Origin of the sequence: Pseudomonas sp. efr-133-TYG-23 (assembly GCF_030209215.1) — a bacterium.
GTDB classification, from domain to species: Bacteria; Pseudomonadota; Gammaproteobacteria; order Pseudomonadales; family Pseudomonadaceae; genus Aquipseudomonas; species Aquipseudomonas rhodesiae.
In genome coordinates this window covers 14641-38942 of record NZ_JARVSL010000036.1, presented here as the reverse complement: position 1 = coordinate 38942, position 24302 = coordinate 14641, and the positions used below count along the sequence as shown (strand labels likewise).

At 59.0% G+C, this 24302-nt stretch carries 26 protein-coding genes and 1 riboswitch; of the genes, 15 read left to right on the top strand and 11 right to left on the bottom strand.

The features are described 5' to 3' along the window. The first annotated feature begins 67 nt into the window (after positions 1-67). The gene (locus QRN41_RS22765; RefSeq protein ID WP_285422155.1) at positions 68-280 is read left to right on the top strand and encodes a hypothetical protein; all 213 of its coding nucleotides are present in this window, start codon (positions 68-70) and stop codon (positions 278-280) included. Positions 281-328: 48 nt separating this feature from the next. Here the strand turns inward: QRN41_RS22765 and ptrR are convergent, their stop codons facing one another. After that, the gene (gene ptrR / locus QRN41_RS22760) at positions 329-1201 is read right to left on the bottom strand and encodes a putrescine utilization regulator PtrR (protein WP_123478972.1); all 873 of its coding nucleotides are present in this window, start codon (positions 1199-1201) and stop codon (positions 329-331) included. A gap of 103 nt (positions 1202-1304) precedes the next feature. On the opposite strand from ptrR, the gene QRN41_RS22755 reads away from it, so the two are divergent. From QRN41_RS22755 to QRN41_RS22720, 8 genes are all read left to right on the top strand, one after another. Next, on the top strand, positions 1305-2696 hold the full coding sequence (locus QRN41_RS22755; RefSeq protein ID WP_285422154.1) for an aldehyde dehydrogenase family protein: 1392 nt from the start codon (positions 1305-1307) through the stop codon (positions 2694-2696). A gap of 73 nt (positions 2697-2769) precedes the next feature. Continuing rightward, on the top strand, positions 2770-4212 hold the full coding sequence (locus tag QRN41_RS22750) for an ATPase domain-containing protein (protein WP_034099199.1): 1443 nt from the start codon (positions 2770-2772) through the stop codon (positions 4210-4212). Between the two features lie 23 nt (positions 4213-4235). Further along, entirely contained in the window at positions 4236-4598 is a 363-nt protein-coding gene (locus QRN41_RS22745) for a response regulator (RefSeq protein WP_034099201.1), read from the top strand. Between the two features lie 96 nt (positions 4599-4694). Next, positions 4695-5624 (top strand): DNA/RNA non-specific endonuclease, encoded by a 930-nt coding sequence (locus QRN41_RS22740; RefSeq protein WP_034136856.1) that lies wholly within the window; start codon positions 4695-4697, stop codon positions 5622-5624. Between the two features lie 36 nt (positions 5625-5660). Then, positions 5661-5853: riboswitch (cobalamin riboswitch) on the top strand. 118 nt (positions 5854-5971) lie between these two features. Continuing rightward, entirely contained in the window at positions 5972-6982 is a 1011-nt protein-coding gene (locus tag QRN41_RS22735) for an ABC transporter substrate-binding protein (protein ID WP_034114455.1), read from the top strand. After that, complete coding sequence (locus tag QRN41_RS22730; protein WP_034099209.1) at positions 6979-7995, top strand: FecCD family ABC transporter permease; 1017 nt, start codon at positions 6979-6981, stop codon at positions 7993-7995. The genes QRN41_RS22735 and QRN41_RS22730 overlap by 4 nt, the downstream gene beginning before the upstream one ends. Then, positions 7992-8756 carry an ABC transporter ATP-binding protein gene (locus QRN41_RS22725; protein WP_034136852.1) on the top strand — a complete coding sequence of 255 codons (765 nt, stop codon included), beginning with the start codon at positions 7992-7994 and terminating at the stop codon, positions 8754-8756. The genes QRN41_RS22730 and QRN41_RS22725 overlap by 4 nt, the downstream gene beginning before the upstream one ends. A gap of 114 nt (positions 8757-8870) precedes the next feature. Continuing rightward, a complete protein-coding gene (locus QRN41_RS22720; protein ID WP_285422165.1) occupies positions 8871-9374 on the top strand; it encodes a GNAT family N-acetyltransferase in 504 nt (167 codons plus the stop codon). Between the two features lie 447 nt (positions 9375-9821). Here QRN41_RS22720 and QRN41_RS22715 read toward each other — a convergent pair whose 3' ends face one another. Together QRN41_RS22715 and tspO are read right to left on the bottom strand one after the other, a co-directional pair. Beyond that, entirely contained in the window at positions 9822-10766 is a 945-nt protein-coding gene (locus QRN41_RS22715) for an alpha/beta hydrolase (protein ID WP_285422153.1), read from the bottom strand. Next, positions 10766-11206: a tryptophan-rich sensory protein TspO gene (gene tspO / locus QRN41_RS22710; protein ID WP_034099216.1), complete on the bottom strand. Its 441-nt coding sequence runs from the start codon at positions 11204-11206 to the stop codon at positions 10766-10768. The genes QRN41_RS22715 and tspO overlap by 1 nt, the downstream gene beginning before the upstream one ends. A gap of 186 nt (positions 11207-11392) precedes the next feature. On the opposite strand from tspO, the gene chrA reads away from it, so the two are divergent. Beyond that, a complete protein-coding gene (chrA, locus tag QRN41_RS22705; RefSeq protein WP_285422152.1) occupies positions 11393-12592 on the top strand; it encodes a chromate efflux transporter in 1200 nt (399 codons plus the stop codon). On the opposite strand, the gene QRN41_RS22700 is transcribed toward chrA, so the two are convergent. Continuing rightward, entirely contained in the window at positions 12581-13153 is a 573-nt protein-coding gene (locus tag QRN41_RS22700; protein WP_285422151.1) for a nucleotidyltransferase family protein, read from the bottom strand. The genes chrA and QRN41_RS22700 overlap by 12 nt on opposite strands. 133 nt (positions 13154-13286) lie before the next feature. Here QRN41_RS22700 and QRN41_RS22695 point away from each other — a divergent pair, with 133 nt between their 5' ends. Then, entirely contained in the window at positions 13287-13892 is a 606-nt protein-coding gene (locus QRN41_RS22695; protein ID WP_047882081.1) for an SEN1982 family lipoprotein, read from the top strand. A 358-nt stretch (positions 13893-14250) separates the two neighbouring features. Beyond that, positions 14251-14490, top strand: coding sequence for a DUF6124 family protein (locus QRN41_RS22690; RefSeq protein WP_034099222.1), 240 nt, complete (start codon positions 14251-14253; stop codon positions 14488-14490). Here QRN41_RS22690 and QRN41_RS22685 read toward each other — a convergent pair. Continuing rightward, positions 14487-14720: a hypothetical protein gene (locus QRN41_RS22685; protein ID WP_285422149.1), complete on the bottom strand. Its 234-nt coding sequence runs from the start codon at positions 14718-14720 to the stop codon at positions 14487-14489. The two genes, QRN41_RS22690 and QRN41_RS22685, sit on opposite strands and share 4 nt — an antisense overlap. A 319-nt stretch (positions 14721-15039) precedes the next feature. Between QRN41_RS22685 and QRN41_RS22680 the strand changes: the two genes are divergently transcribed. Continuing rightward, a complete protein-coding gene (locus QRN41_RS22680; RefSeq protein ID WP_167418251.1) occupies positions 15040-15762 on the top strand; it encodes a hypothetical protein in 723 nt (240 codons plus the stop codon). 101 nt (positions 15763-15863) lie between these two features. On the opposite strand, the gene QRN41_RS22675 is transcribed toward QRN41_RS22680, so the two are convergent. The 4 genes from QRN41_RS22675 to QRN41_RS22660 all read right to left on the bottom strand — a co-directional run bounded on the left by QRN41_RS22675 (position 15864) and on the right by QRN41_RS22660 (position 20385). Then, a complete protein-coding gene (locus QRN41_RS22675) occupies positions 15864-16163 on the bottom strand; it encodes a hypothetical protein (RefSeq protein ID WP_167418252.1) in 300 nt (99 codons plus the stop codon). Between the two features lie 575 nt (positions 16164-16738). Continuing rightward, positions 16739-18172: a hypothetical protein gene (locus QRN41_RS22670; RefSeq protein WP_285422148.1), complete on the bottom strand. Its 1434-nt coding sequence runs from the start codon at positions 18170-18172 to the stop codon at positions 16739-16741. Continuing rightward, on the bottom strand, positions 18160-19776 hold the full coding sequence (locus QRN41_RS22665; protein ID WP_167418254.1) for a VPA1262 family N-terminal domain-containing protein: 1617 nt from the start codon (positions 19774-19776) through the stop codon (positions 18160-18162). Before QRN41_RS22665 ends, QRN41_RS22670 begins: the two co-directional genes overlap by 13 nt. 279 nt (positions 19777-20055) lie before the next feature. After that, on the bottom strand, positions 20056-20385 hold the full coding sequence (locus QRN41_RS22660; protein ID WP_167418255.1) for a hypothetical protein: 330 nt from the start codon (positions 20383-20385) through the stop codon (positions 20056-20058). Between the two features lie 361 nt (positions 20386-20746). Here QRN41_RS22660 and QRN41_RS22655 point away from each other — a divergent pair, with 361 nt between their 5' ends. After that, positions 20747-21289 (top strand): P-loop NTPase family protein, encoded by a 543-nt coding sequence (locus QRN41_RS22655; protein ID WP_167418256.1) that lies wholly within the window; start codon positions 20747-20749, stop codon positions 21287-21289. Between the two features lie 103 nt (positions 21290-21392). Next, on the top strand, positions 21393-22262 hold the full coding sequence (locus tag QRN41_RS22650) for an AraC family transcriptional regulator (protein WP_167418257.1): 870 nt from the start codon (positions 21393-21395) through the stop codon (positions 22260-22262). A gap of 8 nt (positions 22263-22270) precedes the next feature. On the opposite strand, the gene QRN41_RS22645 is transcribed toward QRN41_RS22650, so the two are convergent. Both QRN41_RS22645 and QRN41_RS22640 read right to left on the bottom strand, forming a co-directional pair. Beyond that, positions 22271-22936 carry a hypothetical protein gene (locus tag QRN41_RS22645; RefSeq protein WP_052448396.1) on the bottom strand — a complete coding sequence of 222 codons (666 nt, stop codon included), beginning with the start codon at positions 22934-22936 and terminating at the stop codon, positions 22271-22273. A 2-nt stretch (positions 22937-22938) separates the two neighbouring features. Further along, entirely contained in the window at positions 22939-24300 is a 1362-nt protein-coding gene (locus QRN41_RS22640; RefSeq protein ID WP_243269846.1) for a M48 family metallopeptidase, read from the bottom strand. Positions 24301-24302 lie beyond the last annotated feature (2 nt).

Sequence of the window (24302 nt, the reverse complement as noted above, 5' to 3'; positions counted from 1 at the left end):
ATGGCTTCCCCTTTTTCGTATCCAGCCCCTAGACTGAACCCCACCGCCCCTTTGCTGTGAGAGCCCTATGCGAAACGATGACTTGGACCTGCGCGCCGACCCCGACGACATGGACCCCTTCCCCCCGCGTGCCATCCACCACCCCAAGCGAGAAAAAAGCCTGGTGCTGCAAGTGGCGCTCGGTGTGTTCCTCGGTGGTTTGGCACTGTGGCTGGTGCAACTGGGGGCAACGGCGATCATGGCGAAATTGGCCATGGGCACCTTCCAGTTCGGCGGCTGATGAAGACCAACATGTGGGAGAGGGCAAATCCACTCCCCTATCGATAACTCAGGCGGCAACCAGGCCGCCCTCCTCCAGCAGCTTCACAAAGCTGTTCAAACTCTGCGACACCGTGCCACGCCGCCAGATCAGCCAGGTATTCAATAAGCGGAAGGTATCGGCCAGTGGCCAAACACTCACCGCCGCCGACCCCGGCATGCTTTCCAGCATGCTGCGCGGCATCAACGCCAGCCCGGCACCGGCGCTGACGCACGCCAACATACCGTGGTACGACTCGATTTCGAAGATTTTGCCCGGCACCGCGCCATCCTGGGAAAACCAGCGCTCAAAGTGATGCCGGTAAGAGCAATTGGAGCGGAACGTATAGATGTTCTCGCCAGTCACGTCTTGCCCTCGGGTGATCGGCGCGTGGTGCAGCGGCGCGATCACCACCATCTCTTCCTCGAACACCGCCACACCTTCCAGGGTCGAGTGCAGCACCGGCCCGTCGACAAACGCGGCCGTCAGGCGCCCCGACAGCACACCTTCGATCATGGTGCCCGATGGCCCGGTGCTCAGGTCCAACTCGACCTTGGCGTGCTTCTGGTTATAGGCCGCCAGCAAGGCCGGGATGCGCACCGCCGCCGTGCTTTCCAGCGAGCCCAGGGCGAACGCGCCCTGGGGCTCCTCTCCCGCCACCGTGGCGCGGGCCTCTTGCACCAGATCGAGAATGCGCCGCGCATAGCCGAGGAAATTCCACCCAGCTGGCGACAAGCGCAAACGGCTCTTCTCGCGAATAAACAACTCGACGCCCAGGTCCTGCTCCAACTGCTTGATGCGCGTGGTCAGGTTCGACGGCACCCGATGGATCAGCTGTGCCGCGGCACTGATGCTGCCCTGCTCGGCCACGGCCTTGAATATTTCCAACTGCACCAGATCCAAGTCATTCTCCATTCGTGAACGTATCGCTCAATATTATTCAGTTCTCAGAAAAGAGCCAGCCCCGTACGCTGAACCCATTCCTCCCATTCAGCAGGACGGCGCCATGAACGCAATCACTTCCCAGACCCACGCCCTCTCAATCAACCCGGCCAGCGGCGAAACCGTCGGCAGCTACCCTTACGAAACCGCACCGCAACTGGACGCGGCGCTTGATCGCGCTACCCAGGCGTTCCGCACCTGGCGTCGCCAGCCGGTCGGCCAGCGTGCCGAGCTGCTGCTGGCCCTGGCCGCCGCTCTACGCGAGCAGGCCGAAGCCATGGCGCAGATGATCACCCTGGAAATGGGCAAACCCATTGCCCAGGCCCGTGCCGAAATCGAAAAATGCGCCCAACTCAGCGAGTGGTACGCCGCCCACGGCCCGGCCATGCTCGCCCCGGAACCGACCTTGGTGGACAACGGCACGGCCCACATCGAGTACCGCCCGCTGGGGCCGATCCTCGCCGTGATGCCGTGGAACTTCCCGGTCTGGCAGGTGCTGCGCGGTGCCGTGCCGACTTTGCTCGCTGGCAATACCTACGTGCTCAAGCACGCGCCGAATGTGATGGGCTGCGCGTACCTGATCAAAGTAGCGTTCCAGCAAGCCGGTTTCCCTGATGGCCTGTTCGAAGTGCTCAACGTGACCCAGGATGGCGTGTCCAACGCCATCGCTGACCCACGCATCGCCGCCGTCACCCTCACCGGCAGTGTGCGGGCCGGCATCGCCATCGGCTCACAGGCCGGCGCCGCGCTGAAAAAATGTGTGCTGGAACTGGGCGGCTCCGACCCGTTTATCGTGCTCAACGACGCCGACCTCGACGCCGCCGTGCAGGCCGCCGTCATCGGCCGCTTCCAGAACAGCGGCCAGGTCTGCGCCGCCGCCAAGCGCCTGATCATTGAGGAAGGGGTGGCACAAGCCTTCACCGCGAAGTTCGTCGAAGCCACTCGCGCCCTGATCATGGGCGACCCGACCGCCGACAGCACTTACGTCGGCCCGATGGCGCGCTTCGACCTGCGCGACGAACTGCATGGGCAAGTCCAGGCGACCCTGAATGAAGGCGCCACCCTGCTGCTGGGCGGCGACAAGGTCGAGGGGGCCGGCAACTATTATCAGCCGACGGTCCTGGCGGATGTCACCGATCAGATGACCTCCTTCAAACAAGAACTGTTTGGCCCGGTAGCCTCGATCATCACTGCCCGCGATGCCGACCACGCCGTGGCCCTGGCCAATGACAGCGAGTTCGGCCTCACCGCCAGCATTTTCACCGAGGATCCGGCCAAGGCGCGCCAGATCGCCGACCAACTGGAGACTGGCGGTATCTTCGTCAATGCGTTCAGCGTTTCCGATCCGCGCGTCGCTTTTGGCGGTGTGAAAAAGAGCGGGTTCGGCCGCGAGTTGTCGCACTTTGGCGTACGAGAGTTCTGCAATGCGCAGACGGTGTGGCTGGATCGCAAGTAGCCCCATTGAACAAATGGCGTTAGCATCCTGTCCACTCGGCTTAACAGCATGTTTTTAGGGTCAGGATCGCACTGTGGAAAAGCTAAATCGCCTTCAAAGCGGAATCGAAGGGCTGGATGCTCTGCTCAAGGGAGGGCTGGTGTCTGGGGCGTCCTATATCATCCAGGGGCGCCCCGGCTCCGGTAAAACCATCCTCGCCAACCAGTTGGGGTTTCATCATGCGCGCAACGGCGGCCGTGTCTTGGTTGCTACGTTGCTGGCGGAATCCCACGACCGCCTTTTCCAGTTTCTGTCCACCCTGAGCTTTTTCGATGCCTCCCGCGTCGGCGCCGAAATCCAATTCGTCAGCGCCTTCGACACCCTGGAAAACGAAGGTCTCGACGAGGTAGTGAAGTTGCTTCGGCGCGAAATCAGTCGGCAGAAGGCTACCGTCATGGTGGTGGACGGCCTGCTCAATGCGCGCTCCAAAGCTGACTCACCCATCGACACGAAAAAATTCATCTCCGAACTGCAAGGCCATGCCGCCTTCGCCGGTTGCACCGTGCTGTTTCTAACCAGCTCGCGGTTGGACGACGGCAGCCCCGAACACACCATGGTCGACGGCGTGATCGAAATGGGCGAAGAACTGTTCGGCACCCGCTCGGTCCGCCGTATCCAATTGCGCAAGACCCGCGGCAGCGGCGCGCTCACCGGCCTGCACGAATGCGAAATCACCAACGACGGCCTGGTGGTGTACCCGCGCCTGGAAAGCCTCTATGGCCGCCCTTCCGCACCGGACAGCGCCGACCTGACCCGCATCCCCAGCGGCATCACTTCATTGGACGCGATTCTCGGCGGCGGCCTGCACAGCTCCAGCGTGACCCTGGTGATGGGCCCGTCGGGCATCGGCAAAACCACCCTGGGCCTCAAGTTTTTGTCCGAGTCCACGGTGGACGCGCCGGGTCTGCACTTCGGCTTTTACGAAAGCCCGCAGCGCCTGCAACTCAAGGGCCTGTCCCTCGGCATCGACTTGCAACAGATGCAGGACAGCGGCGCCCTGAGCATCGCCTGGCAGCCCACCACCGAAGGTTTGCTCGACGGTCTGGGCGCGCGTCTGCTGGGCCTGGTGGAAGAAAAAGGCATCAAGCGTCTGTTTATCGACAGCCTCAGCGGCATGACCCGCGTGTCCACCAACCCGGCGCGCATCACCGATTTCTACAGCGCGCTGATGAACGAACTGCGCGCCCGTGGCGTCACGGTATTCGCGACCTGGGAAATGCACGATCTGTTCGGTTCCGAGGTCAGTTCACCGGCATCCGAGCTGTCGAGCATTGCCGACAACTTGATGTTGATGCGTTTCTTCGAGATTCAGTCTGAACTTAGAAGGACGCTTTCCATTCTTAAGGTCAGAGACAGCTTCTATGACCCCTCGCTTCTGGAAGTGGTCATCCGCGACCAAGCCGTTGATCTAAGAAAGGTTTCAAGAAATGCCCCCTCAGTGGTGTCCAATTCAGCGCTGCCTGGTTCAGCTTTTTAAGTCTTTGTGTGGGTTGGACTGACATGACCACCATCCTGGTCGTCGATGACGAATATCTGATCGCCGACATCCTTGGCTTCGCGCTGGAGGATGAGGGGTTCATGGTCGTCACAGCGAGCAACGGACGCAAGGCACTGGACGTGCTGGAGCGCGAACGCCCGTCGCTGATCATCACCGACTTCATGATGCCGGTGATGGACGGTCAACAGCTCGCCGAAGCGGTGCGCGCCCTGCCGAGCGTCAATCACCTGCCGATCATCCTGATGAGCGGCGCGCAGGCGCACATCGGTATGGAGCGCTCGGACTTGTTTGACGCCGTGCTGGCCAAACCCTTCAAGATCGATCTGATCGTCGCCGAAGTGAGAAGGCTGCTGGCGGCGACGTGACAAGCGCCGCCTGGACAAGGGCGATAGCGAGCAGGCTGAAATTGTCATGAGCCTATGCTGCACTGGTGTGTATTCAAGGACCGAGAGGAACACCCCATGCCAGCCCGCAATCCCCCTATCGATTTGTCCCATCGCCCGCGCCTGGCCGATCTGCGCCCACTGATCGCGCCAAGCGCGAGTCTGCTGGAAGCCCGGGCAGCAACCCCACGGGTGACCGCCGCCAAGGATCTGCAGGACCGCCAAGGTTACGCCACGGATTTTCTCAGCCGCTTCGTCGTGCCTTGGCCCACTACAGACGAGGCGTTGCAGGATGATGTGGAACCACTGCGCCTGGACTACACGCACTTTTCGATAACGATGTCGCGCTCGCGGCGACTGGCGCTCTACGTGGGCGTCAATATCGACGGCGCCAAGCACGTAGACATTACCCGCAGCAACGACACCTGGGCCTACGACGGTCGCCTGCCGATCAGCGCGCAGGTGGGCGAAGCGCTCTACACCAACAATGGCCTGGACCGCGGCCACCTGGTACGGCGCCAAGACCCCAACTGGGGCGAGCAGGCCGCCACCGCCAATGTCGATACCTTCCATTTCACCAACTGTTCGCCGCAAATGAGCGGGTTCAACCAGAAGACCTGGCTGGAGCTGGAAGACTACATCCTGGACAACACCCAACGCTGGCAAGCCCGCGCCACCGTGTTCAGCGGCCCGGTGTTCGCCGATGATGACCGCGTGTACCGTGGCGTGAAAATCCCCAAGGCATTCTGGAAAGTGGTGGCTTACCTGGGCGATGACGGCAAGCCCTCGGCCAGTGCCTACATGATCGACCAAAGCCGCGAGCTGGGGCAGCTCGACCTGATCTTCGGCCCACTCAGGACCTACCGGCGCAGCGTGCTTCAAATTGAACAACTGACCGGCATCCGCTTCGCCAACCTGGCTGACTACGACGGCTTCAGCAACGAAGAGCGCGCTACGGGCACGCGGATTGAGGCACTCATCCGGGGCCCGCAAGACATTCGTCTATGACCGGGCGTTCTTCGGGCTATATCGCCTCGCCCTGATCGACTACCATACCGCGCCGGTTCCCGAACGGGACTAATAGGGAATCCGAAGCGCGGTACGCCGCGCCAATCGGAACTGCCCCCGCAACTGTAGGTGCCGAGCCTGCTCCCCACTGCCACTGGACGCGTCCGGGAAGGCTGGAGCGAGGCGACGACGCATCAGTCAGGAGACCTGCCGGCCCAGCAACATCACTAACCGGCGGGGTGTCCGGGAAGGACTTCCTTGCCCGGCCCTTGGCGGCGGTGTTCAAGGGCGTGTTTCCATGACCGTAGCTCCCCAGTCGCACGTACGGTCCACACGGAGAACGCCCCATGCTGCCACGCGCTACCGCCCTGCTCGCCAGTTTCGGCCTGGCCACCCTGGCTCACGCCGCGCCCACTCACTACCCGCTGACGGTGCAGAACTGCGGCAGCACGCTGACCTTTGCCCAGGCCCCAGCGCGCAGCGTGACCATCGGCCAGACCGCCACCGAAATGCTTTACACCCTCGGTGTAGGCGACAAAGTGGTCGGCACCTCGCTGTGGTTCAACCCGGTGTTGCCGCAGTTCAAGGCGCAGAACGACACCATCGAGCGCCTGGCCAATAACGAGCCGAGCTTCGAAGCGGTGATCGCCAAGCGCCCGCAACTGGTGGCCGCCGAGCTGGAATGGGTGGTCGGCCCCCAAGGCGTGGTGGGCACACGCGAGCAGTTTCATGAGCTGAACATCCCCACTTACCTGCTGCCCTCCGATTGCGAAGGCAAGGACAACCTGGTGGGCGCCGACGGCACGCGGCTGGAGCCGTTTCGCATCGACACCATCTACAAAAGCATCAGCCAACTGGCAGCCATTTTCGACGTCCAGGATCGCGGCCAACAACTGAACGACAGCCTCAAGGCGCGCCTGGCCAAGGCCGTCGCCACGGCCCAGGGCAAGGGTCTCAAGCAGGCCAGTGCGCTGGTGTGGTTCTCCAGTTCCGAGATGGCCAGCGACCCGTACGTGGCCGGCCATAAAGGCGTGCCCGAGTTCATGCTGGAGACCCTCGGCCTGCGCAACGTGGTGCAGTCCGACGAAGAGTGGCCGGCCGTCGGCTGGGAAACCATCGCCAAGGCCAACCCGACCTTTCTGGTAATCGCCCGCATGGACCGCCGCCGCTACCCCGCCGACGACCACGAAAAGAAACTCGCTTTCCTGCGCAGCGACCCAGTCACGCGCAACATGGACGCGGTCAAACATAACCGCATCATCATCCTCGACGCCCTGGCCTTGCAGGCCAGCGTGCGCACCTTCGATGGCCTGGAACAACTGGCCAGCGCCATCGACGGCTACGACCTGCCGCAATGACCGCCAGTCTGCTACGCACCCTCCTCGCCCTGGCGCTGCTGCTCGCTGCCGTACTCGCCGGGGTGGCCATCGGCGAAACCGCCATCGAACCCCAGGTGGTGTTGCAGGTGCTCGCCAACAAACTGTGGCACGCCGGTTATGTGCTCGACCCCATCGACGAGGGCGTGGTGTGGAACTACCGCCTGACTCGCGCCCTGGTCGCCGCCGCCTGCGGTGCCGGGCTGGCCACTTGTGGGGTGATCCTGCAATCGCTGCTGCGCAATCCGCTGGCCGATCCGTATTTGCTGGGCATCAGCGCCGGCGCGTCGACCGGCGCGGTGCTGGTGGCGCTGATGGGCGTGGGTGGCGGGCTGGTGTCGCTGTCGGCCGGCGCATTCGTCGGCGCGATGGCGGCGTTTGCCCTGGTGATCCTGCTCGCGCGGGCCAGCGGTTCGTCCAGCGGCACCGGCCAGATCATCCTGGCGGGCATTGCCGGTTCGCAGTTGTTCAACGCCCTCACCGCCTACCTGATCACCAAGTCGGCCAGCTCCGAACAGGCGCGCGGCATTCTGTTCTGGCTGCTGGGCAACCTCAGCGGCGTGCGCTGGCCATCGGTGTGGCTGGCGGTGCCGGTGGCGCTGTTGGGGTTGGCGGTATGCCTGTGGCACCGTCGCGCGCTGGATGCGTTTACCTTCGGCAGCGACTCGGCGGCATCCCTGGGCATCCCGGTGCGGCGAGTGCAGATCGTGCTGGTGGGCTGCGCGGCGCTGGTCACGGCGGTGATGGTGTCGATTGTGGGCTCCATCGGTTTTGTCGGCCTGGTGATCCCCCACGCCGTGCGCCTGTTGCTGGGCACCGGGCACTCGCGCCTGCTGCCGGCCAGTGCGTTGGGCGGCGCGCTGTTTCTGATCGCCGCCGATGTGCTGTCGCGCACCTTGATCAAGGGCCAGGTGATTCCGGTCGGCGTGGTCACGGCGCTGGTGGGCGCGCCGGTGTTTGCGCTGATCCTGATCGGCCGGAGAAACGCGCGATGACGGTGTTGAGCTGCACCAACCTGGGCTTCAAAGTGCGCGACGCCGAGCTACTGCGCGGGATCGATCTGCAGGTGGCCCAGGGGGAAACCCTGGGCATCGTCGGCCCGAACGGCTCGGGCAAATCCACCTTGCTCAAGCTGCTCGCCGGCCTGCGCCCGCCGGCCAGCGGCGAAGTGCGCTTGGGCGAGCAGCGCTTGCACGACCTGTCGCGCCGCGCCATCGCCCAGCAACTGGCGGTGGTGGAACAACAGGCCGACACCGACGACGCCATCCGCGTGTTCGACGCCGTGGCCCTGGGGCGCACGCCCTGGCTGTCGGCGCTGAGTCCATGGTGCGCCGAGGACGACGCCATCGTGCGCCAGGCCCTCGTCGACGTGGACGCTACGCACCTGAGCCAGCGCGCCTGGCGCAGCCTTTCCGGCGGTGAACGCCAACGCGTACACATCGCCCGCGCCCTGGCGCAACGGCCCCGGATCCTGCTGCTGGACGAACCGACCAATCACCTGGACATCCAGCACCAACTGGCGATCCTTAAAGGCGTGCAAGCGCTACCGGTGACCACCCTGATCGCCCTGCATGACCTCAACCAGGCCCTGACCTGCGACCGCCTCGCCGTGCTGGATCGCGGGCGCCTGGTAGCACTGGGCAAACCGCTGGAGGTGCTCACCCCGCAACGCCTGCAAGACACCTTTGGCGTGCAGGCGCATTACCTGACCGACCCGTTCGATGGGGCGCAGATACTGCGGTTGCGGCCCAACTGATCAAACAGCCAGGGCGTGGGGCGAATTCAGCCTGCGTAGACGAGTAATTTTCCAGTTCTCTATTTCAGCTCAACCAGTCAAGGGCACCCTGTGAAACTTGATAAAAGCACCACGATGCTGCCGGCACTCACACTTACACCAACAACGATAACCGCCGCCGACATCCCCGACGTACTGACCTTCGTCCTGCAGGCCCGCGCCGAGTTGTTCCCGTCCCTCAGCGCCGCCGGTCTACCCGCCGATCTAGCGAGTTTCGAAGCAACGTACCTTCAGGGTGGAGGTCAATTCATGATCGTGCGTAACGCCGGTGCGATCGTTGCCGCTATCGGCTATCTCCCCTACGACGGGCGTTTTCCCCAGTTGAACTACCAAGGCCTGAACACCGTGGAAGTGGTGCGCCTGTACGTGCTGCCGGCGTTCCGTGGCTTTGGCCTGGCAAGCAGGCTGTATCGGGCGCTAGAGGCACAGGCCCGAGCCGATGAAGTGCAGATGATGTACCTGCACACTCACCCGTTTCTACCGGGGGCGATTGATTTCTGGAGACGCCAGGGCTTTGAAGTGGTGGATATCGAGTCAGACCCGGTTTGGCAGACCACTCATCTGCAACGGCAGTTGTAATTCCACTCAGGTGAGCGGGCTTGCCCTAATGCCAGTCAGTTAAGGCGAGATGGGCAATAACTAAAAAATCAGAGCCAGTATGCGAATCTAAACGGCCTACCCAGTATTAACTGGAACAACCGGTTCAAAAGGTGGGAGGGGCGGTGCGACGATTCGACTTGCCCCCGATAGCAGTGGGTCAGTGACAGATGGGCTGACTCACCAGCGCTATCGGGGGCAAGCCCCCTCCCACCTTTGATAGTCATCGCTGCCTGGATCAAACGGCGTACTACCGCGCAGTTTGCGGCATGCGAATCCGTCCTCAGCCTGGCGCAGAAAATCACTCACTGAGTCCTTAACTGCCCGGCGTTAGGGCAAGCCCGCTCACCACAAAAAAAACGCTCATCACAGCGCATCGACTCACCACGAAAAGAGTCGTCAGGCCCACTGTCGATGTGATGCACTGTGTTAGCGCGAAGACTGTTCGCCAGTGAGGCAACCGCTGATCCACTGTCGGCTATACGCCAATACCGCAACCGCCATGGCCACCGGAAAGTGGATAAACCCGTGGGCCGATTCCGGCAGCAAGTGCGCCTCTGCCAGTGGCCAGCGCTCGGCGAGCAACCGCGTATCGTCCAGCAGCGGGTCCAGCTCGCCGACAAACATCAAGGCCGGCGGCATCCCCTCCACCTCACCAAACAGCGGCGATAACGGTGGCTGCCGACGCTGCTCGTCACTCAGCCCCGGGGTCAGCAAGCGTAGCGCGTCGACCATGCCCGGCCCGTCCAGCAGCAACGTATCGGGGCCTGCCGCCCGCACGCTGGGGCTGCCGGTGAGGTCGTAGACGCCGTAATACAACACCGCGCCGCTGATCCGTTGGAGCAGCGCCGGCCATTGTTTCAGCGCGAGCAATGTCGCGGTCGCCAGGTGCCCACCGGCCGATTCGCCGACGACGATCACCGGCAACCCGGCAAACTCCGGTTCACCGAGCAGCCAGCGCGCGGCGGCCAGGCAGTCCTGCATCAGGCCCTGGACCGGCGTGTCGACCGCCAAACGATAGTCCACCGACACCACTATCACGTCGCAGGCGCGCACCATGCCCAAGTTGAGGTCGTCGTCCATTTGCGCGTTGCCGATCACCCAGCCGCCGCCGTGGATATCCAGCACCACGCCCTTGGGTGGGCCATTGGGACGCAGGATGCGCACCGGCACCTGAATGCCGTCCTGGCGAATCAAGCGGGTTTCAGCGGCTGGGCCTTTCTTGATTTTCTGGCTGATGCGCAACAACGTCTGCAACACGCGCGGCGTGACGCGATTGCGGATCTTGAAGCGCGGCATCCACCCAAGCTTTTGGTTGAAGCGGCGCATCTGGGCCAGTTCGGTCGCACTGGCGGGCCATGGCTGCAGGGCCATCAGCGGTTATTACGCAAGATCGAAAAATTCAACGCCGCCGCCACACACAGCCACGCCAGGTACGGGAACAGCATCAAACCGGTGAGCAGGTCCAGGCGCACGGCCAGCACCACCATCGCGGCGACGGTAAGCCACAGCAGCACGATAATCACCATGCCCGCCAACAGCCGGTGGGCGCCGAAAAACACCGGGGTCCACAAGGTATTCAAGGCAATCTGCGCCGCCCACAGCGCCAATACCATCTGGCTGCCGGGGATCAAGCTCAAGCGGTAACCAGCCCAGGCCAGCAGCAGATAGATGATCGTCCACGCCACCGGGAACAACCAATTGGGCGGTGTAAAGCTCGGTTTGACCAGGGAGTCGTACCACGCGCCAGGCTTGAAAATGATGCCGGTACTGGCGGCGGCGGCGCAGGCGAGCAGGAAGATAAAGAAGGTCATCGTCGGTCCTTGGCTGAAGTCAGCGGGGCGAGTGGAAAGAAAACCAAGCGGTCTGCATGTTTCAAATGACTCAAGCAAGCGCGCATAAATTCAATGCAGGTCTGAAATTCGCGTCGGATCCCTCGCTTTCAGCCGTCATTAAAATTGGTTACCGTGCCTTCACTCCACCCGCCCGAGAGCCCAATCTTGACCGACCCCATCAGCGATCGACACAGCAGCCCCTTGGCGGTGTTCCTGATTTTCCTGCGCCTGGGGCTCACCTCGTTTGGCGGCCCGATTGCGCACCTGGGGTATTTTCGCCATGAGTTTGTGACCCGGCGGCGCTGGCTGAGCGAGCGCAGCTACGCGGAATTGGTCGCCCTGTGTCAGTTTTTGCCCGGCCCGGCCAGCAGCCAGGTCGGTATCGCCCTGGGCCTGACCCGCGCCGGTTACGGCGGCGCGGCGGCGGCGTGGGCCGGGTTTACATTGCCGTCGGCGTTGCTGCTGATCCTGTTTGCCCTAGGCTTGGCCCACTACGGTACGGCCGTGCCCGCCGGTGTGCTGCATGGCCTCAAGGTGGTCGCGGTGGCAGTGGTCGCCCAAGCCGTGTGGGGCATGGCGCGCAACCTGTGCCGGGGCGTAGCGCGGGTGCTGCTGATGCTGCTCGCGGCCGCGGCGGTGCTGTGGCAACCCTCGGCCTGGGCGCAGGTGGGGGTGATCGCCGCCGCTGGATTGGCCGGTCTGGTGCTATTCAAACCTGCACTGGCCGCTGCGCCCGACGCACTGCCCATCCCCCTCAGCCGACGCGCCGGGGCCCTGTGGTTGCTGCTGTTTGCCGTGCTGCTGGTGGGCCTGCCGGCGCTGGCGCAGGGGCTGCCCCATCACAGTCTGGCGCTGGTGGACGCCTTCTACCGCAGCGGCGCCTTGGTGTTCGGCGGCGGCCATGTGGTGCTGCCGTTGTTGCAAGCTGAAGTGGTGGCGCCGCAATGGCTGAGCAACGACGTATTCCTCGCCGGCTACGGTGCCGCACAAGCCGTGCCCGGCCCACTCTTCACCTTTGCCGCCTTCCTCGGCGCCTCGATGCATGCGCCCCCCAACGGCTGGATCGGCGGCGTGGTATGCCTGCTGGCGATCTTCGCGCCGTCGTTTTTACTGATCTTCGGCGCGCTGCCCTTCTGGCAGAGCCTGCGCCACAGCCCCCGCACCCAGGCCGCATTGGCAGGGGTCAACGCGGCGGTGGTTGGCCTGTTGCTGGCGGCGCTGTACCACCCGGTGTGGACCAGCGCGATCTTCAACCTGTACGACTTCGCCCTGGCGTTACTCGCACTCGTCGCCCTGATGGCCTGGAAGCTGCCGCCGTGGCTGGTGGTGGCAGGTTGCGCCGTGCTGGGTGGCCTACTCGGCTGAACCGGGCGCGACGATCCTGAGCCAGGGCCAGCGCGTCTGATAACTAAGGGCCTTTTGCGCAAACAACGCGGGTTCTGTGTGCAACGGGTTGATGCGCAGCACGCCCTCGGCCACATCCTGCAACCCGTAAGGCGCATACAACTCGCCCGTCGCCACCTCCAAAGCGATGCAGGTGCCGGCCACTAAGTAACGATCCACGCCGTCGCGGGCCGAGTGCAACTGGGGGTAAGGCCGACCGAAACGCTGGCCATACCACAAGTGAACCCGCGCCTGATTCCTGACCTCGACATTCACCTCCAAGTCCTTGAACAACCCCTGCGCCGCCCGAATCACCCTGTCCTCAGCCTCGTAGGACAGGTCCGGGTCGAAGTAAAAAACGTCGTAGTCCTTCACCCCCTGATCGGCCGGTCGATTCGCTTGATGGTTCCACACCGCCTGGAACAGGCAGCCCGCCGTAAGCATGCACTGCGCCACACCCAGGTCGGGTAGGCGTGCAGTGATTTCGGCATTGAGGGGGTTGGCCATGGCCAGGGAGATAAACGTGTCGACGGTCAATGTCATGGGCGCTCCTGCGGACGGCACTGGTTATTCGGGCGAAGGCGGCCACAATAATGCACCGTCGTAAATGGCGGAAACATTTACTCAATGTGACAGTCTCAGTGCCGACACGCCCTCAATCGTCAAGGATAAAACGATGCGACTCAACGCCATGGCCCTCGCCACTGCCAGCGCCCTGCTGCTCACCGCCTGCAGCGACAGCCCGTCCGACACGGACATCCAAACGGCGCTGCAACCCCGGCTGCAAGGCCCTGCCTGCATCAGCGCGCCAATGTTCAAGAGCTTCCCGGTGACCTTGAGCGAGAGTTTCAGCGCCGGCGTTTCCAGCGGCAACGCACCGGCGTTCGACGCCCTGGTCGACGCCGGCCTCCTGGCCAAAAGCGACAAAACCTACAGCCTCACCGAATCCGGTCGCACGGCCTACACCGAACAAGCGCCGGGCTTCTGTTATTCCCAAGGCTACGAAATTGCCAAGATCAAGGATGTCAGCCCCAACCCTGACCCGATGGGTGCCGCTGTGGACAAATCCTGGGTGGTCACCCTAGACATCCGCCAGATGCCCGTGGCTGCCTGGGCCAAAACCCCGGCCCTGGCAAAACTCACGCGCCATCCGGAAAACCTTTCCGAAGCGCCCAAGACCTACCACGTGACGGTCGGCCGCGTGAAAGGTGAGCAGGGCCTACAGCTGATCGACCCACGGTTTTTTATCATGCGTGGGGTCAGTGTCAGCCAGGGGTTCTGACCGTAAAGCTTGGAGGTGTTGGCGAAAATCGTCTGAAGGCTAAATCCGAATAGCCAGCGACGCCTTGCTCCCTTGCCTACGCCTGCGTCAGAATCCGCCGGCTTGTGCGCTGGGGTGGCCGTCTCTAAGGTTGCCCGGTCGCTGAATTTCTCAGGGACCGGGTTTAGTAGCCTGAGTTGGGTATCGAAAAGTGCATGAGTTACATCATTCAGACATTGCGTCTGAACTTGATGGTGGCTGTGCGTAGGGCGCCTCCGGGCGCGCCGGCTTTAGATATCCACCGGTCTACTAACCTGCGTACAGCTGCCACCCATCGTTTAGTAGCGACAAGGTGACGGCATCATTCGGGATATCTTGTATGTACAAAGTCACGCCAGATTCACCCCCTCTTTTTAGCGTCACCCCCGACGCCAGCACCGAAAGCCTCATCACCAACAGCTACGAAACCTTCACCAGCGTCAGCACGCTGCTGCTCGACCTGTCCGAAGACCTCAGCGGCAAACACCGCGACATCGCCCTGGCCATCCACCAACTGAGCGAACTCGGCGTACTGCTCACCGCCCGCCTCCTCGACCGCGAAGCGCCCTGCTCGGCTTAACCTTTCAACTCATCCGTCCGATGGCTCGCCGCGTCGTCGTAAGCCACATACAACGACTCGGCGACCTGGCTCTTGATCGCTTTGCTGGCTTCCAGCCCAAGCACAAACCCTTCGGCTTTACCCCCGGCGCGGTTGAGTTCTTCATGGGTGGCGGCGCCGGTAATGGCGTCAAGAAGCTTGGCGGCCTGTGGGCCGACGCCTTTGGGGAGGGAAATGTGCTCGATGGACATTGCGGTACCTATTAAGGAAAAGATCGGTAGCGCGTGGAACCACTGCCGGCGGCGCATGGTAAACGGGTTGGCCGAGTGATGGGTTGTTTTCGGCCGATTCTATGGAAAAAGCTACCCTTTCAACTCTGCCCGATGATTGATCGCTGCGACTGCATCCAACACACCGCTAAGCGAAATCTCAGAGCGATAGCAGGGCCAGAGGGCCATCTATGGAAATAATGAGATGGCCCCATTTGGCGCCCCCTTAGCATCGATGCGCTAAAGCTTGGCACATAGCCGTCGATACTCTGGAAGAGGACGACACATCATGGAGCGATAAATGAACCTTTCCGTTAGCGCAGCCTACTTGGCGCCAGCCAGCACCCAGCTCGCACCTTCCGACCAAAAGCTCGTGGCTCAGCCCCTGACTGATCACGCGAAACAGACGTTGGCAAACACCGCCCCGGCAGCGATCTATCATCCCAGTGAATCAGCAAGCACAACGGTTGAACCGGTGGACATTGTCGATACCTGGGTCGGTCGCCAGCAATCGTCGGAATATCCTCGACTCGCTGAAATTTCCAACGGGGCGTTTCACACGTTGAAGGCCTCTTTCAAGGCATTCGTGTCCACGTTGTCGGGTATCGCGCCGGACCTGGCGAGCAAAGAGTATGGTTTCACCGTCGAGGCTGACGGCCGCCTGACAGTGCAGGATACGGCCAGCCAGCTCAGCGGCGAAGAGAGCAAGCGTCTCACAGAGTTGCTCAATCAATCCCTTTCTATGAAAACCGCAGCGGTGGCTTACCGCAACGCCATTATCGATACGGTGGACGCCGACTCGGTTTGGTCGGGCATGGGTTATTACAGCCTGACCAACGAAAACTTCGCCAAAACCATTGATCTGGCGCCTCTTCTGAGGGATTACGACCCGTCGGATTTAACGGCGATGAAGGACCGTTCTTTTGTCCTGCAACTGTCCTACAAAGGCGAGCGGGCCACACAGGAGACGGAAAACGCCATGTTTGAGCGACGCGCAACACAGCGTTTCAGCGCGCAAGCTTGATCCGCTTTGCGTGATGAGAGATGAAGGCTACCCGCTGGCTCTTGGACAAACCCAAAGTTTCGGCCATGACCGGCCCGCCCAATTGCTCAGCGGCAGCGCGATTACTGATAAGTGTCCGCCTCTTGCGCCGGATAAAACTCGCCCTCCTTGCCCATTTTTACCAGCCGTTCGCGCACCATCACCTCAACACGGGCCACCGCAGCCTGATCGTCAGGATCGACCAGTTGCAAGCACAGGCGCCGAACATTCTGATCGTGGGTGCCCTCACTGAGCATCTCGTGGGTGAACACTTGCTCACCACGCCATAGACACAGCTGCGTATGCGTGTCGCCAAGCCATATCTCGTTGACCGATCTGAGGTCAGTGGTCGCCAGTTGGTCCACGGTGATTGTCTTATCCATTGCGCCATACCTTACCGATGAATAGGTACAGGTAGACTGAAAGGCACAGCGGGTCGTTCCACGCGTCCACAGGTCGACCGGACCTATGGTGTTGAACTGCGGCCTGGTTCAGGGTTGAACAGGCAGCAATTGCAGGGGGCGAGGAAGAAGAGTCCAAGGTGAACCACCACTGTCTTGATATGTTTACTCACAAAGGACCGTATGCAGATATAGCTCTTTGTGACGGGCAGAAATCGGCCAAAAGCAGTCGGATGTCGCAAGCGATTTAGCTCTGCTGTGAGGATCAAGACACATTAGGGCGTCCGAACTCCTCTTAAGTGGCTTCCCACCACCGGCCTACACAAAGAACTCCTTTCGGCAGGCCATTGTTTAAAAAGCGCTTACAATAAGAAGATGGCAGTATTCACCTAGCAGAGCTGCCCCCTCTGCTAGGTGAGTCTATGGCATTTCCCTTGTAATAATATTTTGGCTGGGATTGCCTTCTACTTTGATATCCGCACAAAAGACGCAATAGGAGGAGCGATGCCAGCTGAGATACTGACTTTTTGTGAGACGGTCGTGTTTGTTTTTTCAAACTATCCCCATTTGAGTTTTATATATGGAAAATTTGGTGTGTCATAGTCCCAAGCGCTATCATTAAAAACCCAGTCATCGTCTAGGCTAACTTTGCTAGCATGCTTGTAAATTTTAAGTTGCGATAGCAATACGAACCACTCGCTCTTGCAGGGCACTACAGAGCGGAACCATTGATGGTGCAAAGTTGAGAGGTTTTGTTCGATTTTTTCAATTTTAAGTTTTAGCTCGGCCTCGGTTATACATTCGACTGCATATCCGACGCAGGCATAATCAATTGAGGACCGATTTAATTCATGTAGAGATGTATGTTCGTTGCTCGTGCCAAACCGCCAATTGATCCACTTCTCATGTAGTCCTTGCCAGAGAAAAAGACGAACGTTCTCGGGAGCAATTTTATGAAATTCTTTAAGGAGGGCTGACACCGCTTGCCTCTCTACGCAAGTACGCAAACCTCCATCAGAAATGATATTTAGATGTTTAATAAACGCTGGCTGTATTGATGTGCTGCCATTCGCGAGAACCCTTGCTATAGTTGAATGAAGGTGTGCAGATCTTCGTGGGGAACTAACCAGCATAGCTAATGCTGAGGACCACTCACGTGGAGTTTGACTTAACTTCTGAAGGAAGGCGGTAGCGTCATATTGCTCAGATGATAATTCTTGCGCTTCTGGTGAGAGAACCTTTAGTAAAGTTGTGAATTGAATTAAAGGGTTTTTTGTGTCGGTTCCGATTTTCAAGCTTTGGTTCAGAGTTAGAAGTTCCTGCTGCTGTAAAGCTATGATAACTTGGTGTTGACTTGATATGGCTTCCTCTAGTGTGCCTGGGGAATATGTGCTCAAAATATCAGTAACTTGCATCTGGAAGATAGTAGGTTGTGGAAATCTCAAGCTCCTAAGCGCGGCATCCATAGCGACCCAGTCCTTGGAACGCTCCGCATCTCTTAATTGAGGCCATTCGAGCGAAGCTGTTTCATAATTCGGGATCGCCAGCCCAGCTAGTAGCTTTGAAAGAGATCGCAGTAGCGCATCGCTAATTATTATTTCGCTCGGTAAGCCCTTCCAAAATGACTCTTCTTTTTGACAAAACTGCGCAATCAATAATAAAGATGTCAAAGTTGACTCGTTAGGATCTTCTTTATGAGTCCACTCTTTCAGTGTTCGTTTAAACCACGCGAACATGGCTGTCCATTTTTGAAATTGCTCGGGTGTAGGTTCTATTTGATCTAGGATATAGTTAAAGATCGAGTTAAAGTCCTCGGCAAACTCGTGTGTTAGTTCTTCTAGAGTATCGTGATCATAGAAAAGAGCATTAAGAGATTTTTTTCCTAGTAGATTGATGGCATTTAATAGTGTTACTGGAGGTGCCTCGTTGCAGGTCATCGGGCAAACGGTTATGGCGTTCAAAATTTTGTTATCGCTCCTTAAATTTTGCATATGAGTTGCTCCTCCTTGTTTAAGGTATGCCAAAGCTCAAGAAACGCATCCATGATGAGCTGCCCATCATCTACACGCTGTAATATATGATGCTGTTTTCCCAAACTATTAACAGATGTTCCTAAAGACCAGGCAAGCGCGCCATGATTTTTATTTGGAAAAATAAGGAACCTGTCATGAAATCGCCATCCACTGGAATTAACGCGTGCTCTGAACTCAAATCGAAGCCCTCTTTTGTTGCAATTTGCGCTTTGTAATATCAGTTTTTGGCTTTGAACAAAAGTTTCGGGACTTGGTGTGGTGCAAGAGCATACTGGTGGTTCTTTTCCCGCTGAAATAGCGCGGAGATCTACGTATGAAAACGTTGAATGAAACAAAGTATCTAACACATCATTCATGTCTAAGAACGGATCCCAGAGCCATGCTGCTTCTTTTCCATGAGTATTAATGAGCCAGCGAACATCCGATAAAGCTCGATCTCTCTCTGCGGTTTCTTGTCCAGGTAACGGCTTATATTGAACGAAACGACGCTGGTCTTTTAGTCTGCGGATTTCTTCGGTATACATCCGCTTTGATGCCCACTCCTCATTAGGGTTCGGCTTATTCCCAATACGGCTGGTCTGAAGTGTTATTAACGAAACTTCTTTTGTAATGATATCATCGCCCGTGCGGCGTATAAATGTTCTTGGTTCACTCTCTATTAGGTGGATACCTAAGTCGATGTTATTTATGAAATTCATCGCTCCAGTGCTACTAATCAAAACTTCGTTCTCATCATCCCATAAGTATGCTGAGTAATCACCAGGGCCATCTGGTGTTGATATGGTTGTTGAAGTGGATTTTATTTCTAAGGAGCGGAAAACCGCGTCGATCTTATCGTATTTTCGATATAAAACAAGGCGTAAAGGGCGAGGCGTTATCCCTTCTAGCCACTCTACATCTACGTTAAACTCAGATCGGTCGGCGGGTCCGCTAAATGAAGAGGCAACGGCTGTTACAGGTAGTTGAATAATAATGTTTCCTAAGCGGTCCGAGATTTTCGCAAGGTTGATTGGTAGCGCCGCTTTTAGCTCCTCAGACAGCTCTTGAAGGCTTTGAGGTGCTTCAAAAAATTCGAATAGCGAATTTTTTTCTGAGTCGGCCCATTCAAAAAAGTAAGAGCCGTTCCAATAGTTGTTTTTAAGTATGTTGTTTATTATTATTTCTTGAGCTGAATCCGATGGTGCGAACTCAGGTGGCTTTGCCGTTAAATTTCCAGTTCTCAACTCTTTGCTAGAGCCTTTCCAAACTCCACTTGCATCTAATGTTACAAGTGCCTCAATCAGGGTCTCTGCACTTTTTGTATAACGTTTTACGCCAAATGACCAGTGCTTCAAAGTTTTAATTTTTAGAAGGCTATTTGTAAGATAAGATTCGCCATCATCTGCCAAAGATAATTTTTGTTCCGCCACGATTATTGTGATCAGATTGACTGGTGTTTCGCCTTTGATGAATCCGAATATTTCTGTTACTTCGAAACTGTTATGTAGGCCAAGAACTCCAGGCGCTATGAGTTTTTGTAATGATTTTAACGAATCATTGAAGTTCCACTTGTCTTTAGACATTTTTTAGTCCCTTAATGCGAGGAAAAAGATAGCCATCTTAGAAAGATAAACATTTAATTGATGATGTCAATATGGCATTGGTCGACGTTTCACATCGAGGGCTTCGAGCTGCAAGGGTTCGAAGCGGACGATTACCTTCCCACCCACCGTACATGGGGTGACTTCAATTGAGGTGAATTCAGGCAATCAGTAATCAACAAGGCAGTCTCGACGATGGGGTCTTTGAAATAATTCGTGGGCATTACCGGAATCACTTTGCGTGACCAGCTGAAACCGACCCTAAGCAGACGGTACCCACTTAGTGTCAGCTAAGATGAAAATTTGCCGCTCAGAAGAACTGCCAAGCTCTCCGAAGATAAGCTCCACTTTAGTTGTTGGCTGTTGTAGAAAATCCAGGTTTTGGATATGCGGAAGGATGACGGCCAATAGCTGTTTTGCATCCAAACCTCGAAATATAGCCTCACAGTCGCCGCCATCGATTGCCATGTCATCGCTATCGAATTGACCTACGCCACTCCGAGCAAGCTGTGGCTTGAGTTCTTCAATAACGTTGCACCACGGGACAATGTCCTCGATGGAATGAGTGAAATGAAGGATCAGATGTTGCATCGGTTATTCCTGAAGTTCTGATGGTGATAGGAGCGCTGGCTATTTTCTTTCCTTTAACGTTTCGCCGGCGGAAACTCCTATTTCGAGGATTTTCATCCTTCATAGCGAGGCTTGCTTAAGCCTAGCTTGATTCCTCAATCACGGGCTGCTGCTTTCGAACTGAAGACGCCCATGCGACTCACATCATGCAGCTAAGCAACGGCTGACTCCGGCAGCTAATGGCCGAACGCTGCCTTTCCCAACCGCCATATATTGGTCAAACGCCCCCCACAACACCAACCTCCCTTTTGTTGACACACACCCCCATTAACGCAAAATCCCCCACCCACCACTCAACGTGCTCAACCCAAAAGGAGCCTCAATGCAGCGCGTGATGATCGTCGGTCAACCCGGTTCCGGCAAAAGTACGTTAGCGCGCAAGCTTGGCCAGCGTACGGGCTTGCCGGTGATTCATATCGATACCATCCACTGGCAACCCGGTTGGGTAGAACGCAGCGGGGACGAGAAGACGCGCTTGTGTCATGAAGTCGAGGCGCGTGAGTGCTGGATATTCGAAGGGGGTCATTCAGCGACTTGGGACAATCGGGTCGCGCGCGCAGATCTATTGATATGGATTGATCGTTCGGCGGCGCTTCGATTCTGGCGCGTCGTGCTCAGGACGTTCTTGGGACGCGGACATTCTCGCCCTGATCTGCCGGAGAACTGCCCCGAGCAGTGGGGGAATTTGCCGGCTTTCTTTGGGTTTATGTGGCGCACGCGAAAATCAGCAAGGGCCAAGATGCAACAACTGGCCGCGAATGCGCCCTCTGCTTGCCGGGTGGTTTGTTTGCGGTCTAATCGCGAGACCCAGGTTTTTCTTGCCAGCATTGAACAATCGGCTGGCCTGGCTCAGCGAGATTGCTAGGCACGACGATTACCCCAATCGCACCTTGAGCAAACCCGGCTAGGCACGCGCGCCCCGCTATAGTCGACTCTATCGCCGACCGCCCTTCCAGGAGTTTCTCCCAGTGTCCGAGACGCCGACTCAACTCGCCTATACCAAGCGCTTCAACGCCGTTCTCGCCTACATCCAGGCCAACCTCGAAGGCGACCTGTCGGTGAATACGTTGAGCCGGGTGGCGAATTTTTCGGCGTTTCACTTCCATCGACAGTTCACCGCGTTCGTCGGCGTGCCGGTGTCGCGTTATGTGCACCTGATGCGCCTGCGTCGTGCGGCCCATAGCCTGGCAAACGCTGCCGATTATTCGGTGCTGGAGGCCGCGCTCAGTGCCGGTTTCGATAGCCCGGAGGCATTTAGCCGGGCGTTCCGGCGGGCGTTCGGTATGGCGCCGAGTGCGTTCAGGAAGGCGCCGAACTGGCAGACCTGGAATGCGGTGTTCGCTATCCCTCACTTTTCCAGGACGATCATCATGCAATTACGCATCGTAGAATTTCCCCAAACCCAGGTGGCCGCGCTTGAGCATTGCGGGCCCGCCGGGCTGGTCAATCAGACGACCAGTCGATTTATCGAATGGCGCAAGCAGAGCGGCCAGTCGCCGGTGGCGTCGAGCCGCACGTTTGGCATTCCCTATAACAACCCCGATACCACTGCGCCCGAGGCGTTTCGCTTTGCTATCTGTGGCGAGATTGACGAGGCGGTGGCACCGAATGGGTTTGGCGTGCATGCGCGCATCATTCCTGCCGGGCGCTGCGTGGTGGTGCGGCATGTGGGCTCGCCGGATCATATCGGCGAAACCATCTATCCGATTTACCGCGATTGGCTGCCTGCCAGCGGCGAGGAGCTTCGCGACCACCCGCTGTTCTTCCATTACCTGAGCGTCTACCCCGAGACGCCGCAGGATCAATGGCAGACCGATGTGTATGTGCCGCTGCGCTAGCGGACCGATCAAGCCCGCTGGGTTTCCTGGCGCAACGCATCGAGGTGACGTTGCGCATGGGCGGCCTGGCAATAGGCGTTGAGGATCTCTGCGATCTGGTCGCAGTCCAGGGTGCGGCCGTCCTGCATCAGGCCGGCGGACTGGATGCGGATCTGCGGCTGGGGCTTTTTAAGGGCCAGGGCCTGGTTGCCGAACAGCTGTCGCGCGGAGCGATGGACAGGCAGGGGCGCATCGGCACGCAAAATCAGTTTCTGCACCGTCAGCCAGCCTTCCTCACTGATGGAAACATCGACAATGTCCACCAGATCCACCGGCGCGCTCAGGGTGTCCACAAACAACTGGCGGCGGGTCAGGCGCATAAAGGCGTGTTGCCCGGCGTTGCGGTGCTGCCAGGTGAGCAGCACGAACACCACGGCCATCACTGCGGCACACACGCCAAGGCCGGTGGAGCCCCGGTGCAGCGCGAACCCCAGCAGCGCCAGGGAAATCAGTAAAAACAGCGGGCCGCGCACCTTGTACCGGCGCGAGTTGGTGAACTCGGTCTGCTCGGGTACGCGCTGGATAACCTGCTCAAGTTCGGCAACCGCACGCTCGCGTTGAGCGTCGCGGGAGTCGGCATATTCCTGGCTGAGTGCGCCGGCGAGATCCGCCAGCGGATCGGTGGGTTGGGTCATGGTCATTCTCCTTGGACGGTTGATATCGGCGGTGATACAGGCTGTGGGGCAGCCGACGACGCCGTACGGGTGAGCTGGCTGAACCAGTGTCGGTCGTGTTCGGTGGGCACACGGGTGGCCTCGGCCAGCAGGGCTTCATCCAGCGTGACGCCCAGTTGCTGAAGGCGTAATGCCGTCGGCGGGTGCGTATCGAAAGGGTGGGCAATGGCGTGATCCAGTGCTGCCTCGTTCAGGCGCAGCGGCGTATGACGCAGATGGTCGGCCAGGGCCTGGATCAGATTGGGGTGACGCTCGCTGAGCAGCGTATTGATTTCAGCGTCCAGCGCGATCACCCGTAACAACGCCTGGCAGAACAACCGCTCGCCACCGATGTTGCCGCCCACCCGATCCGCGACTAGTTCTTGAGCGCGGCCCCAGTGATGCACCGCCAGTTGAAAGTGGTGCAGGAAACGCTGCGTCATCCAGATCGCCGGACGCTCGATCCAGGCCGGGTCGGCATCTTCAGCGCGGATAAACGCACAGTGCAGGCACATCAGGCTGAAATGCGCGCCGATTTCGCTGCCGCGCTCGGTGTCGCGACTGCTGAAATGGCCCAGCTCATGACCGATGATGGATGCCGTCTCGGCCTGGCTCAGGGTCGAGAGGTAGGTCAGCGGCAGGTAAAGGGTGCGCCCGCTGAGCGAGTCGCCGGCCGGTTGCAAGAGCACATCGACGCTGGTGACGAAAAACGATTGGTCGATGCCCACCACGATATGGTCGGGCACCGGCGCGCCGGTGGCGGTGGCCAGTTGTTCAATCCACGCCCACAAGGCCGGAGCCTTGTCGCGCCCGATGCTTTGCCCCAGAAACGCCGAGGACGGGCTATCCAGGGCATGCCATTGCTGGCGCAGACGCCCGATCAGCAAGCATCCGGCCCACAGCACGGCAACCACCGGCACCGCTACCAGCAGCATGAACCAGCCACCGGCCTTGAAGTGGCTCCAGCCCCAGCTCAGTTCATACAACAGGCTCAGGGCCAATGCGCCCACCAATAGCCCCGTGTACGCCGCCAGCCAATGCCCCAAGGCACGCCAGCAGAGAAACAGGCGGTGGTAGAGAAAATCCCTGGACTTCAGCGCGCGCCAGGCATCCAGCCGCAGCTTGAGCCACGTCGCAGGCCCGGCCACGAATGCGGCGAGGGCCAGCCAGTAGGCCAACCCAGCCAGCACCTGACGCACGCGCAGCCAGGCATAGTCACTGCCGACACTCTGTGCTTCGCGCAGCACGTCATCGACACGCCCGCTTTGCACACTGGCCCAGCCCATCAATACCAGCGGCAGCAGCAACATCGTCAGCGGCCATGACCACCGCGCGAATCGACCCATGG